This is a genomic window from Mycoplasma sp. Ms02 (genome assembly GCF_019720735.1).
Classification (GTDB): Bacteria; Bacillota_I; Bacilli_A; order Mycoplasmatales; family Metamycoplasmataceae; genus Mycoplasmopsis.
In genome coordinates this window covers 354,163-371,845 of record NZ_CP081302.1, presented here as the reverse complement: position 1 = coordinate 371,845, position 17,683 = coordinate 354,163, and the positions used below count along the sequence as shown (strand labels likewise).

At 31.2% G+C, this 17,683-nt stretch carries 19 protein-coding genes, 1 tRNA gene and 1 other RNA gene; 15 read left to right on the top strand and 6 right to left on the bottom strand.

Annotated elements, in window-relative coordinates; translation table 4 throughout:
• From K4L35_RS01375 to rpmA, 7 genes are all read left to right on the top strand, one after another.
• Window positions 1-285 (top strand): YbaB/EbfC family nucleoid-associated protein, encoded by a 285-nt coding sequence (locus tag K4L35_RS01375; RefSeq protein ID WP_221617790.1) that lies wholly within the window; start codon window positions 1-3, stop codon window positions 283-285.
• Complete coding sequence (locus tag K4L35_RS01370; RefSeq protein ID WP_221617789.1) at window positions 285-869, top strand: recombination protein RecR; 585 nt, start codon at window positions 285-287, stop codon at window positions 867-869. The genes K4L35_RS01375 and K4L35_RS01370 overlap by 1 nt, the downstream gene beginning before the upstream one ends.
• A gap of 10 nt (window positions 870-879) precedes the next feature.
• Window positions 880-1,536, top strand: coding sequence for a dTMP kinase (gene tmk / locus K4L35_RS01365; RefSeq protein ID WP_221617788.1), 657 nt, complete (start codon window positions 880-882; stop codon window positions 1,534-1,536).
• Window positions 1,523-2,452: a hypothetical protein gene (locus K4L35_RS01360; protein WP_221617787.1), complete on the top strand. Its 930-nt coding sequence runs from the start codon at window positions 1,523-1,525 to the stop codon at window positions 2,450-2,452. The genes tmk and K4L35_RS01360 overlap by 14 nt, the downstream gene beginning before the upstream one ends.
• The gene (gene rsmI / locus K4L35_RS01355; protein ID WP_221617786.1) at window positions 2,445-3,158 is read left to right on the top strand and encodes a 16S rRNA (cytidine(1402)-2'-O)-methyltransferase; all 714 of its coding nucleotides are present in this window, start codon (window positions 2,445-2,447) and stop codon (window positions 3,156-3,158) included. The genes K4L35_RS01360 and rsmI overlap by 8 nt, the downstream gene beginning before the upstream one ends.
• 151 nt (window positions 3,159-3,309) lie before the next feature.
• Window positions 3,310-3,609, top strand: coding sequence for a 50S ribosomal protein L21 (gene rplU, locus K4L35_RS01350; protein WP_221617785.1), 300 nt, complete (start codon window positions 3,310-3,312; stop codon window positions 3,607-3,609).
• A gap of 7 nt (window positions 3,610-3,616) precedes the next feature.
• Window positions 3,617-3,877, top strand: a complete 261-nt coding sequence (rpmA, locus tag K4L35_RS01345) for a 50S ribosomal protein L27 (protein WP_221617784.1) — start codon at window positions 3,617-3,619, stop codon at window positions 3,875-3,877.
• Window positions 3,878-3,908: 31 nt separating this feature from the next.
• Here the strand turns inward: rpmA and K4L35_RS01340 are convergent, their stop codons facing one another.
• A complete protein-coding gene (locus K4L35_RS01340; RefSeq protein WP_221617783.1) occupies window positions 3,909-4,565 on the bottom strand; it encodes a hypothetical protein in 657 nt (218 codons plus the stop codon).
• Window positions 4,566-4,838: 273 nt separating this feature from the next.
• Between K4L35_RS01340 and K4L35_RS01335 the strand changes: the two genes are divergently transcribed.
• Together K4L35_RS01335 and K4L35_RS01330 are read left to right on the top strand one after the other, a co-directional pair.
• A complete protein-coding gene (locus K4L35_RS01335) occupies window positions 4,839-5,876 on the top strand; it encodes a 2-hydroxyacid dehydrogenase (RefSeq protein WP_221617782.1) in 1,038 nt (345 codons plus the stop codon).
• Window positions 5,869-6,801, top strand: coding sequence for an aquaporin (locus K4L35_RS01330; protein WP_221617781.1), 933 nt, complete (start codon window positions 5,869-5,871; stop codon window positions 6,799-6,801). The genes K4L35_RS01335 and K4L35_RS01330 overlap by 8 nt, the downstream gene beginning before the upstream one ends.
• An 85-nt stretch (window positions 6,802-6,886) precedes the next feature.
• Here the strand turns inward: K4L35_RS01330 and K4L35_RS01325 are convergent, their stop codons facing one another.
• Window positions 6,887-8,956 carry a hypothetical protein gene (locus K4L35_RS01325; protein WP_221617780.1) on the bottom strand — a complete coding sequence of 690 codons (2,070 nt, stop codon included), beginning with the start codon at window positions 8,954-8,956 and terminating at the stop codon, window positions 6,887-6,889.
• Between the two features lie 150 nt (window positions 8,957-9,106).
• On the opposite strand from K4L35_RS01325, the gene K4L35_RS01320 reads away from it, so the two are divergent.
• Complete coding sequence (locus K4L35_RS01320) at window positions 9,107-9,280, top strand: hypothetical protein (RefSeq protein ID WP_221617779.1); 174 nt, start codon at window positions 9,107-9,109, stop codon at window positions 9,278-9,280.
• 56 nt (window positions 9,281-9,336) lie between these two features.
• Here the strand turns inward: K4L35_RS01320 and K4L35_RS01315 are convergent, their stop codons facing one another.
• From K4L35_RS01315 to K4L35_RS01300, 4 genes are all read right to left on the bottom strand, one after another.
• Entirely contained in the window at window positions 9,337-10,629 is a 1,293-nt protein-coding gene (locus K4L35_RS01315; protein ID WP_221617778.1) for a hypothetical protein, read from the bottom strand.
• Window positions 10,622-11,563 carry a DNA polymerase III subunit delta gene (gene holA / locus K4L35_RS01310; protein WP_221617777.1) on the bottom strand — a complete coding sequence of 314 codons (942 nt, stop codon included), beginning with the start codon at window positions 11,561-11,563 and terminating at the stop codon, window positions 10,622-10,624. Before holA ends, K4L35_RS01315 begins: the two co-directional genes overlap by 8 nt.
• A gap of 7 nt (window positions 11,564-11,570) precedes the next feature.
• A complete protein-coding gene (locus K4L35_RS01305) occupies window positions 11,571-12,677 on the bottom strand; it encodes a ComEC/Rec2 family competence protein (protein WP_221617776.1) in 1,107 nt (368 codons plus the stop codon).
• A gap of 125 nt (window positions 12,678-12,802) precedes the next feature.
• On the bottom strand, window positions 12,803-13,276 hold the full coding sequence (locus tag K4L35_RS01300; protein ID WP_221617775.1) for an MAG0490 family ComEA-like DNA-binding protein: 474 nt from the start codon (window positions 13,274-13,276) through the stop codon (window positions 12,803-12,805).
• A gap of 95 nt (window positions 13,277-13,371) precedes the next feature.
• On the opposite strand from K4L35_RS01300, the gene rnpB reads away from it, so the two are divergent.
• The 5 genes from rnpB to K4L35_RS01275 all read left to right on the top strand — a co-directional run bounded on the left by rnpB (window position 13,372) and on the right by K4L35_RS01275 (window position 17,609).
• An RNA gene (rnpB, locus tag K4L35_RS01295) (RNase P RNA component class B) lies at window positions 13,372-13,643 on the top strand.
• A gap of 51 nt (window positions 13,644-13,694) precedes the next feature.
• The gene (locus tag K4L35_RS01290; protein WP_221617774.1) at window positions 13,695-14,051 is read left to right on the top strand and encodes a hypothetical protein; all 357 of its coding nucleotides are present in this window, start codon (window positions 13,695-13,697) and stop codon (window positions 14,049-14,051) included.
• Window positions 14,032-15,255, top strand: a complete 1,224-nt coding sequence (locus tag K4L35_RS01285; protein ID WP_221617773.1) for a hypothetical protein — start codon at window positions 14,032-14,034, stop codon at window positions 15,253-15,255. Before K4L35_RS01290 ends, K4L35_RS01285 begins: the two co-directional genes overlap by 20 nt.
• Before the next feature lie 25 nt (window positions 15,256-15,280).
• A tRNA-Leu gene (locus K4L35_RS01280) sits at window positions 15,281-15,365 on the top strand.
• 312 nt (window positions 15,366-15,677) lie between these two features.
• Window positions 15,678-17,609: a hypothetical protein gene (locus K4L35_RS01275; RefSeq protein WP_221617772.1), complete on the top strand. Its 1,932-nt coding sequence runs from the start codon at window positions 15,678-15,680 to the stop codon at window positions 17,607-17,609.
• The last annotated feature ends 74 nt before the right edge of the window (window positions 17,610-17,683 follow it).

Genomic DNA, 17,683 nt, shown 5'->3' with positions numbered 1-17,683 from the left:
ATGAATCCAGAAATGATTAAAAGATTAAAAAAATTACAATCTGAAATGGAATTAAAACAAAAAGAGCTTGAGAAAAAAGAGTTTAAAGTCGAAAAACATGGTGTAAACCTAGTGATGCTTGGTGATTTTTCAGTTTCATCAATCAAAATTGATGAAAGCCTAATTGACCCAGAAGATAAAGAACTTCTAGAAGATTTACTTGTTGTTGCTCTTAACGAAGCAATTGATCAAATACAAGAAGCTCAAGAAGCACTTGCTCCTTCGATGCCAGGAATGCCATTTTAATGAACGATATTGAATCAGTTAATAATTTAATTTCTCTACTTAAAAGCATTCAAGGTATATCAAAGAAAACTGCCGAAAAAATTGTGGAAGGCTTTATTTTAAAGTCAAAAATGGATCAGTCTTTAATTGTTGAAACTTTTAGAAAACTGACACAAGAAATCAAAAACTGTGAAAAATGTGGAAATATTACAGATCGTGAAGTATGTGAGGTTTGCAGCGACGATTTTCGTGAAAATAAACTTATCATTGTTGACAACCACCAAGTGATTACCAAGTTTGAAAAAGATAAGTTCTATGGAGGTTATTATTTAATTTGAGACATTGATGCTTCGCAAGATTTGGAAGAAGGTATCTTGGAATCATATTTAAATAAGCTAGAAAATGCTTCAAAGGAAAGATCTGAGGTGATTCTTGCCCTTAGTCCTACTATTGCAGGAGAAATTAATAAACACTTTATCAAAACAACACTTAGAAGGTTAGGGATTCAATCTTCAGAACTCGCAATAGGAATACCTATGGGGGCTAACGTCGATTACATTGATTCATTAACTTTGAAACAATCATTTTTAAATAGAGTTAAATAGAAAGGCATTTATGTTCATTACATTCGAAGGTTTAGACGGATCAGGAAAAACAACAGTTTTGGAACTTTTCACAGAATACTTGCTTAAAAAGTATTCGCACATAGAAACTTTATTTACTAGAGAGCCCGGTGGTAAAGGAATCAAGGAAGCTGAACAAATTAGAGAAATTATTTTGCATAAAGATTCCGATTTATCAGCAAAAACAGAAGCTCTGCTTTACACATCTTCAAGAAGAATCCACCTTGAGAAAGTGATTATCCCTGCTTTAAAAGATAATAAATTGGTAATTTGTGACAGATATATCGACAGTTTCTATGCATACCAAGGTTTCGGAAGAGATTTGGGACTAGAATTTGTTGAAACAATAACAGAATTAATCCTTGAAAAAACATATCCAGATATAACTGTGTTTTTAGAAATTTCACCAGAACAAGCAAAAGAAAGAAGAAATGCAGGTAGATTAATTCAAAACAGACTTGATGATGAGGCTGATGAGTTTCACAAAAAAGTTTATAAAGGATATCACCATTTAATAAATAGAAACCCTGAGCGTTTTTTGATAATTGATGCCACAAAACCCCTAAAAGACGTTTTTGATGAATTAATTTCTAAAATAGAAGCAAACGAGGCTTTTAAGGACTATATTACAAAATATGCTAAACGCTAGAAGTACAAGAATATTAAATACTGTTTTTAGTTCGAAAAAGCTAAGCCATTGTTATTTAATATCTTCAGATACCGAAGAAAATACACTTGAAGCAGTATCTTTAGTTCTGAGAGTGTTAAAAGGCAAACAATATAAAAAACTGTTTACAGAAAACGTTATTGATAGTGACGTTTTTTGCTTATTTACAGGAGAAAACGGCAATTTTCAAAAAGACTCTTTTATGAATGTTTTTGAAAATCTTGATTATGCTTCATCTCACGAAGGATTAAAGATCCTGATTATAAAGGATTTTGAAAAGGTTTCAAGTTTGATTGCTAACTCAATTTTAAAATCGATTGAAGAACCTAAGAGTAACACGCTCATTTTATTAACGACAAGAAAAAAAGAAGCAGTATTACCAACAATCTTATCTCGTTCTGTATCGTTGAGAGTTTCAGGTAATGCTAATTCAATCATTCAAGAAAGTCTTTCCGAACTAGAAGTTCCACAAGAATATATTGACCTAATAAAAATTCAAACTCAAGAAAACAAAAAAGCAATAAAACTCACAGATTCAAAAAATATTGAGTATTTGCAAAATGTTTATGAACATTTACTAAACTCGTTTATCGATCCTGCTCCTTTTTATGTGTTTTTGAACCAAAGCTTAACAAAAGAAAAGCCAGAAAAAACAAAAGAAATTTTAAAAATGATCTGCCAGCTATTCTTAATTATGAAAAAAAGACCTGAAATTGAAATGTACAAGATTTATGGAGAAAAAATAAATTATATTGCCAAAAACAAAGGTCATATTTTAGACAAATTATTATCCTTCGTTTTTGAGTTGAATGAGTTTTTGATCAATATTGAGTCAAACTTGAATTTTGCTTTGTGCAAAGAAGTTATGCTTAACAAATTAATGGAGTGCTATGAGTAAATTATATGTAGTAGGAACGCCCATAGGTAATCTAGAAGATATAACCTTTAGAGCCTTAAGAATCCTAAAAGAAGTCGATTACATAGCTTGTGAAGATACAAGAGTAACCAAGAAGCTTTTAGAACATTACCAAATCTTAAACAACAAAAAACTTTTTACTTATAACAACCATACTGAATCTCATTCAGCAAAAGGTATGATAAGGTTTTTAGAAGAAGGTAAGGACGTCGCTCTAGTTAGTGATGCAGGTATGCCTGTTGTTTCAGATCCTGGATTTGAATTAATTCAGATGGCAAGAATTAATAATTTTGAAATTGAAATAATACCAGGAGTAAATGCAGCAATAACAGCATTTGTAGGATCCAATTTTAGCAGCACTTTTGCATTTAACGGATTTTTTAAGGATAAAACTCAACAAAGAATTAACGAACTCGAAAAACTAGAACAAGGAACATACATTTATTATGCTTCGCCTCATAAGCTTGAAAAAACTCTTGATGATATAACTCATGTTTTTAAAGGTAACGAAAAAATTTGTTTAGCAAAAGAACTGACGAAAATGCACGAAAATTGATTTTTTGGTAACGCAGAAGATGTTAAAAATCAGGTTTTAAGTTCAAATTCGTTAAAAGGTGAGTTTACACTTGTTTTACACATTCCTAAAGTCAAAAAACAAAAAGTAAATAAATACAAAAAAGACTTTTAATACTATAGAACAACGGTTTACGCAAAACCGTTTTTTTATTAATCTATGATTAATGTTGTATAATTATGCTGTTACTTCGGTAACCGTTCTGAACAGGTATCAAAGATGCAAAAGCACACCTTAAAGACGAGCCAAAATCGGAGGTATTGCAATGTTAGCAATAATCGAAACTGGAGGCAAACAACTTTTAGTTAAAAAAGATGACACAATCTTTGTTGAAAAACTTGAAGCCAAAGAAGGTGAAGAAGTAAAATTCGAAAAAGTTTTACTAGTTAACGACAAAATTGGTCAACCATATTTAGAAAAAGCTTACGTAACAGGTATAGTAGAAAAACAAGGTAAATCAAGAAAAATCGTAGTTTACCGTCACAACGCTAAATCAACTCACAAAAGAAAACTTGGACATCGTCAACCATATACACGTATTAAAATTACAGGAATAGTAGGTTAATTAACACATGGCAACAACGAAAGCCGGTGGTTCGACACGTAACGGTCGTGATTCGGCCGGAAGAAGACTAGGTGCTAAGTTAGGTGATGGACAATTCGCAACAGCTGGATCAATCATTTACCGTCAAAGAGGTACAAAGATTTTCCCTGGTGTGAATGTTAAGCGTGGTGGAGATGACACACTATACACAGTTATTGATGGTTACGTAAAATATGAAACTAGAAGAAATAGAAAATTTGCTTCTGTTTATACTGAAAGAAAACAATAAGATTTTCAAGAATAGCGTAAGCTATTCTTTTTTATATCTGTATTTCCGTCGGTTCATTCATGAAAGCAACTGGCAAATCATTTTCATAAAATCAGTTTCTTTGTTGATAATTTACATCTGTTTCATAGCAAATAACAGTTTTTCCTACTTCGCTATAGTTTGAAATTAAACTCCAAAGTTTTTTGCTTTTTTCTACATCAACAAGCACTAAACTATCACAGAAACAAGAAGCTACGAAATTCCTTATCCCAAAATCATGTCTTAAAGGGTGTCTAGGGTTTGTATTGAATCAAATAATGAGATTTTTATCTCCATATCTGTTTATCAAACTTTCGTCTTGGTGACTAAGTATTACAACCGAGCTTTTATTTTCCTGATTTAATTTATTCAAAAAAGCTTTCTCATTTTCATTGTCTAGATAAATTAAGGGCACTTTGTCCTCTATATTCATAAGATCTGATTCTGAAATATCTTTTTTAGTTGCTTTACTGATTATGAAGTGTCTCTTTTTTGCTTTCAATAAATTAAAATCACCTTTGTAAAATAGAGCCAAAGGTAAATTTTTTGAGTTCTTGAGTTGAATTGGAAAATCAGGATCTGCAGCAGTTACACATTTATATTTGCTATCTTTTAATACTCTTGCAGTTCAATCCAAATTCTCCCTTCAAACTGACGTATTTTTCCTCATGTGTTTTTTGATTTCTTCATAATCGCCACTAAAAATAAGTGATAAAAAAATAATTTTTTGTGCCAACATAACAACTTATATTGCAATAAATCGTAAAAAACTTATAAAAAAAGATAAAAAAAGCAAAAAAATGCATTTTTTCCTTTTAGATTTTAACTTTAAAAATTGATTATTTTTTCTTATTAAATTTAAAAAATAACAAATATTTTTTTGCTGCTAAAAAATAAAAAATTATAATATAAGGAAACTAAGCACATTAGGAGATTATTACAAATGAAAATAGCTTTTTTTGACGCTAAAGAGTATGACAAGAAATACTTCGATAGCGTAAATAACGGAAGACACGAAATTGTTTATTTTGAAGAAAACTTAAACTTAAACACAGTGCAATTAACAAAAGGATTTGATGCTGTTTGTGGTTTTGTTAACACATACGGTGACAAATATGTTTTAGAATTATTAGCTAAATTTGGTGTTAAATTCTGATTCCAAAGATCAATGGGATACAACAAAGTGGATTTAGCAACAGCAGCAAAATTAGGTATCGAAGTATTCAGAGTACCAAATTACTCAGCAGAGTCAGTGGCAGAATTTGCTATGACTTCATTATTAGCTTTAAACAGAAATATTGTTAAAGCAAGTTCAAAAGTTAAAAAATATGACTTTACACTAAGTGGACTAGACGGTAAAACTGTTTTTGGTTCAACATTCGGTGTTATCGGAAGTGGAAAAATTGGTCAAGCTTTCATTAAAATCGCTAAAGGTTTTGGTGCAAAAGTACTTGTATTTGACATTTTCAGCGAAACAAACTTCCCACACTTAGCACAAGAGCTAGGATTTGAATATGCTTCATTAAACAGAATCTTAAAAGAAGCAGACTTTATGTCGCTTCACGCACCTTTATTACCATCAACAAAATATTTACTTGATGCAGAAGCAGTTAAAGTTATGAAACCTGGAATGCTGATTGTAAACTCAGCTCGTGGTGAATTGATGGACTTACAAGCAATGATTGATGGATTAAAATCAGGTGTTATTGCTGGTCTAGCTACAGACGTTCTTGAAAGAGAAGAAGGAAGATTTTACGAAGACATTTCTGACAAAATTGAAGAATACAAAAAAATTGACCCTCAATGATACGAACTTATCCAAATGGATAACGTTGTAGTTACATCACACCAAGCGTTCTTAACAAACGTTGCCCTTACACAAATTGCAAAAATTACTCTTGAAAACGCAGATGACGCACAAAAAGGTGACTTCTCTAAAGCACTTAAGCTTTTAGAATCAGGTCGTGTGCAGAATGGATAGTATGCAGAACACAGAAAAATTATCAGTTTTTAAATACTTCGGACTAACAAAAGCAAAAAGAGTAAACGCAGAACAACCAAAAGATAAAAAAACATGATTTATTCATGCGATTTCTGAAATTATCGGAACAGTATTTATTTCACTTGGTCTTGCAGGACTAAGCACACACGTTACAGAATATAGTGTTATCGAACACTACTTAACATTTAAATGATTTGTTGGATTCTTTGCAGGATTCATTATTGTAGGAATTTGTTTATTTACATTCCTACGTTGAAGTTGTGATTTAAACCCGGCAGTTACTTTAACAAGACTTTTAAAAGGAACAAACACACTTCCTTATGCACTAATGAAATGAACTATGCAAATCATTGGGGCATTCATCGCAGCTTTAATCATTTACGCAGTTGGTAGAAACGCAGGAGCTCACACAGCTAATCACGCGATCGAAACAACAAAAGTTGTTAATGCCAGCGTATTTAACCAAATTTTAACAGTAGACGGATACAACGGACACCACCATTTAGCAGGATTTATTTACATCTTTGTGATCGAAGCGATTATGGTTGCTTGTCTTCTATTCCCAATCTTTTCACCAAGAATTGACAACAAATACCGTGACTTAATGATTATGTTTATCATTTCACTTGTTGTTTGAATGGGTGTTTTAAGTGGAACAGCAGCTATCAACCCTGCCAGAGGTTTAGCGCAACAACTTCCTACACTACTTTTCTACCCTAATTACGAACAATACAAAGATGTTGCTTTAGGAACAGTAGCAATGGTTCTGGGTGGTCTATTTGGTTCAGTATTCTACATCTGAGTACAAGGATTTACAGAAAAATACGTAAACCCACTTGTTGTTAAAATCATTGAATACAAAAACAACAGACCAAGCAACATGACAAAACCAAACCAAAAATAATAAAAAAGGCATTTGCCTTTTTTTGTTTATTTCCGTCTGACAGCCATAAAAGAAAAAAGCAAGTATTACTTGCTTTTATTTTGCATTACTTTTGAGCTGGTTGATCTTCATCATCTTTTTTTCTACGTCAGAAGAATATAATGAAGAATATTGTTAAGAATACAGTAGCTAATGCACCTGTTATTCAGTATCAAATAGATAATCTCTCTAAGATACCTTTTTTCTCAATTTCTTGTTTGTTGTTATTTTCTTGTGCTTTTGTATCTTCTTTTACTGCAGGTTTGCTGTCTTCTTGTACTTCAGATTTTGCTGGAGTGCTTTGACCTGTATTTGCAGGTTTTTCTGCATTTGCGTTTTCTGATGTATTTTCATTATTTGCATTTTGATTTGCAATCTCTTCAGATTTTGTCGGAGTGCTTTCGCCTGTATTTGCAGGTTGTTCTGCATTTGCGTTTTCCGATGAACCTTGAGAATTCGACTCTTTATTTGCATTGTCTTCATCATTTTCTGAACTACTCAATTCTTCGTTAGCATTATTATTCGAAGTATCTCCAGAGTTATTTATTTCTTCTTCTGTTTTGTTTGTGATATCAGAAGTATCTTCAGAAGAATCCTTGCTGTTTTCTGGCGTGTTATTTTCAGAATTGCCTGTATTGGTTTCATCCTCGTTTGATGTTGTAGGTTGATCTGCTGACTGGTTATCAGAACTTAAACCTTGATTGTCGTTTGCTGCAGGTGCTTCTTTTGCAGTATTTTTAGAAGTTTCTGTTGATGGTTTTAATTTCTCTTGAATTTTTGCTCTTAAAAGCTCGTGAACTCTAATTAAGTCATTTACTTGTTCATCTGTTAATTCAGAAGATTCAGCTATTTGAACTGCTTCACCTGTTGATTCATGGTTTAGAAAGTCGTTAACCTTAGAAATAGATGTTTCTTTATTAAGTACAGTTTCGGATGCTGCAATCAAACTTGACATAAACATTAATTCTTCTTTTAGATCTGAATTTTTTGCAAGATCTAAAACTACTTTTCTAGTTTTTTCAGTAGCTTCTTTTAGCTTTTCTGAAGCAGAATTAACTTGTTCTTCAGTCTCTTCATTTGAATTCATATCTTCGCTTGGTTGATCTGACATCTCTTCATTTTTTGGCTCAGATTCGTTCTCTTCTGTAGGTTCGGGAGACTCTTGTGTATTTTCAGAAACCTTTTCAGGAGTCTCATTTGTGTCTGAATTAACTGCTTCGACAGCATTTTCCCCATTTGTGTTGGCACTATTGGTTTCGTCTTCATTAGTTACAGGTGGTTCTTCAACTGCAGTTGTTGGTTTTTTAAATCCTGTAACAATAACATCAACTGTATCTGTAGAAGAAACATTAGAAACTGCATCTTTTCCTGCACCTTCAGGTATTGTTCAACTATCGTCTCTGACCAATTCACCATATGTTTTGTTTGATTTTATTTTTGCTTTTATGGTGATTGTTCCTTCGTCTTGATTTCTTTCTTTAATTTCTACAAAAGATAAATCTGCAAATAAAGCACTCGCGTTATCACCAACACCGAGAATTACGTGTTCTAAGAAGTTCTGGTTTGTTACATCGTCTACATTAACTTCTTTCATCGCTTCTGGATCTCTAGCTTGACCCTTTGGACCTAGAGAACCTTCTTTAATTAATTGATTTAATCTATCCTCTTCTGTTTTAAATCCAGTGATTTTTATAACTTTAGGTTCTTCAGATAATGAAGTGTATTCTTCATCTGTATTACTGTAGACCATATCTATTCTTATTTTTAAATATCCTTCAATATCATTTTGATCCTCAATAGAAAGCTCATCTCTTTTAACTTTGAAATCTTGGTCCTCAAATACTCATTCATCTTGCCCTTCCTCTAAGGCTTTTTCCTGTCCTTGATATACCAATATTAAATCTGTTGCTATTTCATCAGGAGAGCTTCAGTGAATTGCAGGCTCTTGAAGTGCCTCTGCTCCTTCTTTGACTTTTATTTCAAGGTTAGACTTTATAGCATCAAGTCTAGCTCCTTCGGTTTCTAACTTATCTTCAGGTTCTATATCCTCTAGAGAGTCTGTTTCTGCTGAAGCCATCATTACGGCTACAGGTAATAATGGAGCAGCAGTAGTTAATAATAATTTTCACTTCTTCATTTAAATCTCCTATCTCTTTATATTTTAATTTTAGCCGATTTAGCAGTTATATTGACATAAAACGAATATTTATGAAAATAAGCATCTAAAATAGTTCAAAATTATTCACATTTTTGTTTAAAGTCGATGTCATTTTTATATTATTTATTTATGGCAAAAACAAAAGTGAAAACAAAAGTTCTTTCGATTAATAAATTAAATGATTATGAAAGAGCTTTTTATCAAGAAGTGATGGAAGAAGTTCTAGAAGAACACGGAATTTCAAGAGATCTTCCTATGCTAATGTTAAAGGAAAGAATGAAAAAGAAAAAATCTGATAAGTAGATTAAAACACTATATGCTTATGATTGCATATAGTGTTTTATTTGTAATTAAAAACTTTAAGATATTATCTTAAATTCAAAAGGTTTAAGGATTGTTTTCTTATGTATTGAATTTTTTATAAAGTCTTTTTCATCTATTAATGAGACAGATTCGTTATTATTAAAGATAATGGTTGATTTGAAAGTTTCGTTGTAAATTTCGAAAGACCATACATTCTTTTCGTTTTTAAACTTTTTACACTGGTTTTTAAATAAATAATTTTTCATCGACTTATTTAAGTCTAGAGCTTCTAAAATTTGCTTTACATAAATATCTTTGTAATGTAAACTTGAATAAACTACGTCGTTTAAACAACCGAATTCGTGAAAGTACTGATCTTTGATATCTTTGGGTCTTTGATGATAGTTGTAATGAAAATTAAAGGACGTTGAGGTCGTAGTTATATTTATCAATTTCATTATGGAACCCAATCTTTCAACAAAAGAAAAATACCTCTTATCTTGATTTAAAAATGGTTCATCCACAGAGTATTTTAGACTCATCTGAATTCTTCTTTGAACACAGAAACTGTATTTTTCAAAGAAATTGTTATCGTTTCAATCAAGTTGCATAATAATGTTTTTGAACGCATTCATAGCCAAAAACTGCTTTATATACTTATTGTTATCAGTGTACTTGTTTAGAATAGAAAAAGTAATTCTTTCGTTTTTAGAAATACCTTCAAAGATGTAATTGATTTCATCGCAAAAAGAAGAAACTTCTTTTTTGTCAGCTTTATCAAGATATTCGGTTACGTTTTCTAAAAGTATTATGTCGCAGTAGAATGTTTTTTTATAAAAGTTAGAAATGGTATGAATAGCACCTTTAAAAGCACTATATCCGTCCTCAGAAACACTTAATGTTAATAACTGTGTTTTTAAGAAGTCTGATAAATTATTCTTTTTCTTGTCTGCCTTTTCAACATTTACTCAGTAGTTATTTACTGATTCTTTTTTGTATTCAAGAATCCTATTCACTTTTTTCTCTAAGGAAGGCATGCTTACAAAATTAACACATATCCCAATTCTCGCTCCCTCTGACTTACATTTTTGAGAAAAAAGTTTCAGGTTAGATATTACTTCTTTTTTTATTTTTATTTCATACTCGGAATCTGAATATGTAAAGTTTAGTAAATCTTCAAGATCTGGTATTACTACTGTGAAATACTTGCTTGAATTACCCTTTAAGAAAGCAAGAAAAGAAGTTAAATAGTCCCTTATGATGACATGATTCAGTGATTCAAATATTTTTTTGTCTAAAAAGATGTAATTCTCTGGCGAAAAGTCTTTTTTGGATTGCTCTTTACGCAAATTCTTTAATAATAAATTGTTCAGTAAGTTCTTCAATGTCTTGCCCTTCTCATTTCATTTGTTTATCTATTTCGTTTAAATCCAAGAGAATTTTTTTAAGTCTTTTTTCACCAATTTTTCTTTCCAGATCTGCTGCTTTTCTTACTCTAAACTCGTGAGTTTTTAAAACAACTGCAATTTGCTTTATATTCATTCCTGTTTTTGAGTAATTTTTAACAACACTTGCTAATGTGAATAAATTGCAAATTTGACCAAAAAGGACTCTAGCTTCCACTTGCTGTTTTGTCATTTTTTTGTATGAAGTTCAAATATTTTTAAAATTTAGCGTTTCCAAAGAATTTGAAAAAGCAAATAAATTCTCTTCTCTAAAATAAGTTTCGTGGCTTCTAAGTAGTTCTAATGTAATAACCCTTTGATTAAGAAGCAGTTTATCTAAATCGTTAGCTAAAAGTAATGCATCTGTATTTGCGAGCTTTACGTACTCATATAAAGCTTCTCTTTCAATTGATCCACCTTTTGACTCAATATAATTTTGAATAAAGTTTGCGACATTTTTAACATCAAGCTTCTTAGCATCTAAAAATTTTGCTACCGAGTAAACGTACGTTTTAAAGTTGTTTTGCAAGCTTTTTTCCTCTTGAAGTAAAAAGACGCTTTCATCTCCCGACGCTTCCGATTCTTTTAAAATTTCAATCAATTGATCATAAATATCTTTTTTAGAATCATATTCACTTTTTTCTTTAAAAACAGATAAGTTGTCAAAGACAAAAAGTCTTTTTTCTTGGAAGATTTGTCTTTGCCCTACCTGGTCTATGATTTCTGAAATATTTGTGTTTGAATCAAAAAAATATACGTTTTCTTTTGAAATTTCTTCTTTTGCTTCTGCTAAGTGTTTTTTTATAAAAAATTGTTCTGGACCTGCAATTACTTTCATTCATTAATTATATATTTTTAGGAACTGTTTTATAAATTCAAAAATTGTATGACAAAAAAGCAAATATTGGTCAAAAATACTTAAATCTAGTGTTTACAATCACTAAAAAAGATAAGTAATCTGAAAATCCTTTAAGCATCAAAAACAGAATCTTATCAAGCGCTCAAATCACCTGTGGAATAGTAATAAAAATGATAGAGCAAATGTATACAACTTGTATTACTGGGGTAAAGATTAAGCAGGTCAAAATTGCTAGCAGGTTCACCTCTTTAGAAAAACTCCATAGGACTGGAGACATAAAAGTAAAGGCAATGAAATTGGTTTTTAAATAGCTTTTTAGTCAATGCTCCTGTTTTGTATCCTTTTCTTTTTGATATCGCTTTTGAATAAGGGATGAAAGTCCACAACTTAACCAAAATCCAGGTGATAGTAAAAATCATGGATTTATTAAAAATAAAATACAGATGCAAACCGTTTCAAGATTTACTGCCGAAACTTCAATCTTGACTTTTCTAGAGAAAAAACCTAGTACCTTACTTGTTATGATTCTGAGCGATGACACACCTATTTTACAGATTAAGAAGTAAAAAATCAAGATTGATAGTGTATAAAAATTACCATATTTTCTGTTCTTAAAAATATATCCCAGAATTTTTTCTAGCGTTATAAAATGAAAACCACTTATTACAAAAAGATGAAATATACCCAAGTTTTGCAAGAGTGCTGATACTTGCTTATTTGGCGAATGCCCAAAAATCAAGGAATATGCGTAGCTGTTCTTTATGTAATTCGGAATAAGTTGATTCTTCAAAGTGAAGAGTGATCAAAACGTTTTTTCGCTTTTTCGCACGGTCTTAAAACTTAAAAAATCTAAAATAAAACTAGATTTGGAAAAGTATCCCTTTGAGCTAAAACCTTTGTAATCATAAACTTCTCCAGAAATTAAGTTTTTTCTATTAGTATAAAAAAGACGATTATCAATAGAGATAAAGCTCTCATCATTGTCGGATTCTAAAACATAGAAAGTCCCTTTTTCGCCTATTTTATAGTGATAATAGTAGTAATTTTGTAATAATACAATCGTTAAAAATATTGATCCTACAATCAGAAGCATCTTTCATTCTCTCAAAGCACAAAAAGCAAAAATTAAAATTGCGATACATCCTAATAAATAGGTAACTTCTCTTTTTTCGTAGAACAAAAGTAAAAAAAGAGCAAAAAGACAATAAATCTGAGGCTTTAGTCAATTGAGATTATGTTTTGAACTTTTTCAAAAGTTGCAGGTCCAACTCCAGGCAGTCTTAACACTTCATCCCATGAGTATTCCTCATTAGTTTTTGCGTACTCAATAATTCTTTTTGCAGCAGTTTTACCAACTCCCCTTTTTGTAAGTTCTATTATGTTATTTAAATTTTTCATCTTTATTTTCTCCATTTTGTATGGTACGAACAAATCACCAGGCTCTTTTATTTTGTCGTAGTCAAAACTTGAGACGTCAGCATCTGATTCAAGACCTGTTTTAGCAAAAATTTGTCTCGGGGTTAATTTTTGATTCGTGTTTATTTCTTGTGGGCTGAGCACAGCACCACTTACTATGTATGAGTATTTGAAATTGTTGACAATCTTTCCTCCTTTTTTCAAGGTTGTAGCAGCACAAAAGCTAGCAATAAACACACAAAAAACTAATATTGCAAATGCAATCTTTTTTCTCATACCATTTTTATTTGTCAAAGTTTTTTCAATTCATTTTAAAAAAGATAAAAAAAGGAAAAAGCAGCATTTTGTTCATGTTTTTGGTATGATATTTTTGCATCGGCTAGCTACTGCTCTTTGAGTAGAGGAAAGTCCGCTCTACCACAGGCTGAAATGCCTGTAGTGTTCATGTTAGGTCTAATAAACCTAAGCCTAGACGACTAGTGCCACAGAGACGAGAATTGTGAAACGGGTAAACTCCATGAGGTAGAAACAGAAATTTTGGTACTGGAGTTTCTTCAAGGGAATAACAACTAAGAAGAAAAATCGTAAGATTAGATAAATTGCTAGCACCTTGTTTACAAGGTACAAAAAGCGGCTTATAGGTGCAATAGCCTCCTGGGCTATTTTTTTATTGCTTTTTTAATATAATTCAGATATGAAAATTAGTTCAAGCAGCAATGTAGGTTTTGGAGTCGTAATTGATGTTGCAAGCAATTACATTCTTGTTAAAAATAAAAACCAAAAAGTTTATAAAATCGAAAAATCAGATTTGAGTGATTGAAGAGCTATTGACCCTGTTAGTCTCTTTAAAACAGGTGACAAAATTAACTTTGTAATAGTTGACGAAGCCAAAAATGACAAAGTCGGAAAAGCAAGTTTTAAGCTAAATCACCCAAATTTTGCTATTGGTATTTTCAAGCACAATATTAAAGAAACTGCTTCTGGGTTTAAGAACTTAAAAGCTAGTGCTGAAAAAGAAATTGAAGTAATGTATGAAAATAAAAATAAATAAAGTAATCGGCTCTAATTTTGAGGCTGATTCAAGGCTTCCAGATGTAAAAAGCTTAGTAATGGACTTTTATAGCAAGAAAGTTCCTAACTTTAAATATGCTGATTACAACTCTTTTTTCTTAAATATTAGTTCTTCGCTTTTAAATCGAGTTATCAACGCATGTCATGGAATTTACGATAGAGAAATTGATTCTATTGTTGTCTTTTGCGACTATTACACAATGCATTTTGTCAAAAGTGCGATTCAGTTTTTAAATGGAGAACTTGATTTATTATCAAATCAAAGAGCTGAATTAATTTTTATCAACAAAGATGAATCAGGAGCGAATATTTCCAAAAAACTTGATTATACCTTTAAAAAGTTTCGAAAAATTGCAACTTTTTATGTGACGAGAAATGAAGAGTCTTCTAATTTTAAAAAAATCTTTTTAGGTTTCGTGAAAGATGTTTATTCAAGATATGGTTATGAATGAATGCGTTCAAACACATTCCTGTTTACGGATAAGATTTTAGATTCTGACTTGCAAAAGTTAAGAGTTAAAGAAGAAAATATCTTCTTTAACAATCTTTTAATAAAAAACAACTTCGGGTTTTTCACAGAAGCTGTTTTAGTGTTACTGGCCTATCAAGGAATAAACATTAAGAAGATTCTAAATGGTTATAAAATAGCTGTTAACAATAGCTATTTAGTCGATCAGAATTACAATCTTTCTTATAAACTTTTGGATATTATTATTGATATCAATTCAAGTTCGAACTTAATGGTTCTTCTTTCTAAGCTGTCTAATACTTTTTTATTGGCTAGTTGATTTAAGGAAATGATGTTAAAACTAAGTTCAAAAATGTATACAGATTCCGTGATTTTTGCCCCTACAGCAAACTCATATTCGCAAAGTCTGTTTTCAGGTAAAGGGAACAAAGGTGTTTTATCACTTAATCTAAAGTCGCAATTTTTTGATTACAAAATAACATCAGATGTTAATAATCAAGATGGACTTAACCAATACGGAATTTCGCAAATTAATGAATCGATTGAAAATTTATTCGATTTATACAAACAACACTTAACGTCATTTAAACAAGGAAATTCTTATAGCGAAATTGTCATTGATACAAATGATGAGGAAAACTATGGGGAACTTTTGGGAATTCTTTCGCAAGCGTTAATTTTTGTTTCAATAGTTTCAAAAAAATCACTTTTCTAGTTGTAAGTGCTATAATTATAAAAATGCCCAAGTGGTGAAATTGGCATACACGCTAGATTAAGGCTCTAGTAGGGAGACCTGTGCAGGTTCGACTCCTGTCTTGGGCACCATGAAATAATGCACGCAGACGTGTATTTTTTTATTCCGATTTTTTACCCAAAAAACTCACTTTTTACCAATTTTGTTTTTAAAATTGTTTTTTTTTTTTTTTTTTTTTTGTTTTGAGGGTTCCTGTGATTAAGTTCAAATACACATTATTACTCAAAAATAGAAATTCACGAAAAGCTCTGTTGCACAGTAGCTGAGAAAAACGTCATACCGAAAACAGTTTTTACACAAAAAACTAAAAAGTGTATTTATTGACATTTTTCTAAAATTATTTTAATATGTTTAAATTTTTTTATTGTATTTAGGAGATTAACGTGAAAAACAAATTTTTAAAATTAGGAGGTGTAAGCGCTGGTATTATTACACCACTTGGTGCACTGATATCTATGTCAGCATCAATGAACTGAAGCAGCGAAGCTGATAGGCAATCAGTAAAAACATATTTTCAAAATAAAAATAATTACGCTGAAGAGCATGAGTTCGACTTCCTTGATTATGATGGAGACTCTTGATCTGATTATGGATCTGCAATGTATATTTTACAATCCGTTCTGGACAGGATGGCTGATTTATCATCTTTAAGCGATAGTGATTTTAAAGAGCTTTACCGTGAAGGTGTTAATGCAGTAACAGATTTAAATTACATTGAGTCACTAAAGAACGCTAATGTTCCATATTCCAGAATTCCCAGAGAGAACTCAGGTTCAAACCTTTCTGATGATGATCGAGAAAGATTAAGAATTGACGAAGATATTAAGTTCTTATTTAAAAAGTCAAATTTAGATCGTATTTATAGAATTTTTAAATCAGCTACAAATCAACCACCATTAGATGAAGGTGGATTCAAAGAATATAATCAAAATCTAGACCAAATGACAGACGAAGATTACTACCAAGCAATTGATGCTCAAATGCAAGAAATCGAAACCTTTTTTGCACAAACAGAATTCTCAGCTGGTGAAAATGATCCTTTATATAAAAAATATAGAACTGAGATTTATGATTTAGGCGAAGATAAACTAAGAGAATTGGGATCTGAGTTTGGAGATCAGTTTCAAATTTGAAACACATTAAAAGGTCTTGTTCTAAACATTAAACAGTTTAGAGAGCTACAAAAAAACGTAGTTTATTTCTCAGAAAATCCTGATCAAAATAAGGATAGTCACCCTGGAGTAGAAGGATACAGAAATCAAAGAGATGATTTAAGAAACAAATATATGATGTGAGTTAGATCACTTTATTCAATTGAATCATTTATTGTTTACTTAAAATCACAAAACCTTGAATTAATCTACCCTATTTATGCTGATATTGCCTTCACAAAAGGAGGAGCTTTCGTTAATGAACAACTTAATGAAGTTCTTGAAAGATATGCAATTGCAGAAGGGGAAAAAGACGCCAAACTTGTTGCTGATAAGGAAGCTGCAGTGGCTGAAAGAGATGAAGCTGTAGGAAAATTAGATGGTGCTATAGCCGAAAAGGATGCAGCTGTTGCTGAAAGAGATGCAGCCGTAGGTAAATTAGATGCAGCTGTTGCTGAAAAAGAAGAAGCAGTAGCTCAAAAAGATGCAGCTGTTGCTGAAAGAGATGCAGCAGTAGGTAAACTTGATGATGCAGTTGCTCAAAAAGAAGCAGCAGTAAATGAAAAGAATGAAGTTCAAGCTAAACTTGATGCGTTAACTGTGGAAGCTGAAAACTTAAGAGAAATCATCAAGAGACACTCTCTAGGTTCAGTTGAAGAAGGTGAAAAAGTTGTTGATATCTTAAATAAAGCGAAAGATAGTTTTGCTTTAACTCAAGAAGAAGAACAAACACTTAACGAATACATTGAACAAGTTCAACAAATTACTGACTCAATTAAAAACAACTATGAACAAGCTGAAGAGGATAAATTCAGTCTTGAAAAAGCTCAAGAATTAAATGACTTAGAATTAAATAACTTAGCAAAAGTCATTGAACTAATTGATACCTTTATTCAAAATAAAGACGGTGTTCTAGAGTCTACTAAAGCAGATTTAAATCAAGCAAAAGAAAACCTTCAAGCAGCGAATGCAAAAGTTGAAAAAGCTAAAGCAGATTTAGCGAAACTTGAAGCTGATAAACAAGAATTAGAAAAAGAAAATTCTGGACTAAGACAATACCAATGATACATGCGTGTATTCTACTGAATCTTATTTATTCTTGGACTAATTATTGGTTCTTTAGTTACTTTCTTTGTTGTTAAAAGAAGAAAAAATAGATCTTAATTAACTTAAAACTTGAACGCATGGTTCAAGTTTTTAATTATTCAATTTGTTATTGAAAACAAAAAAACTGCCAT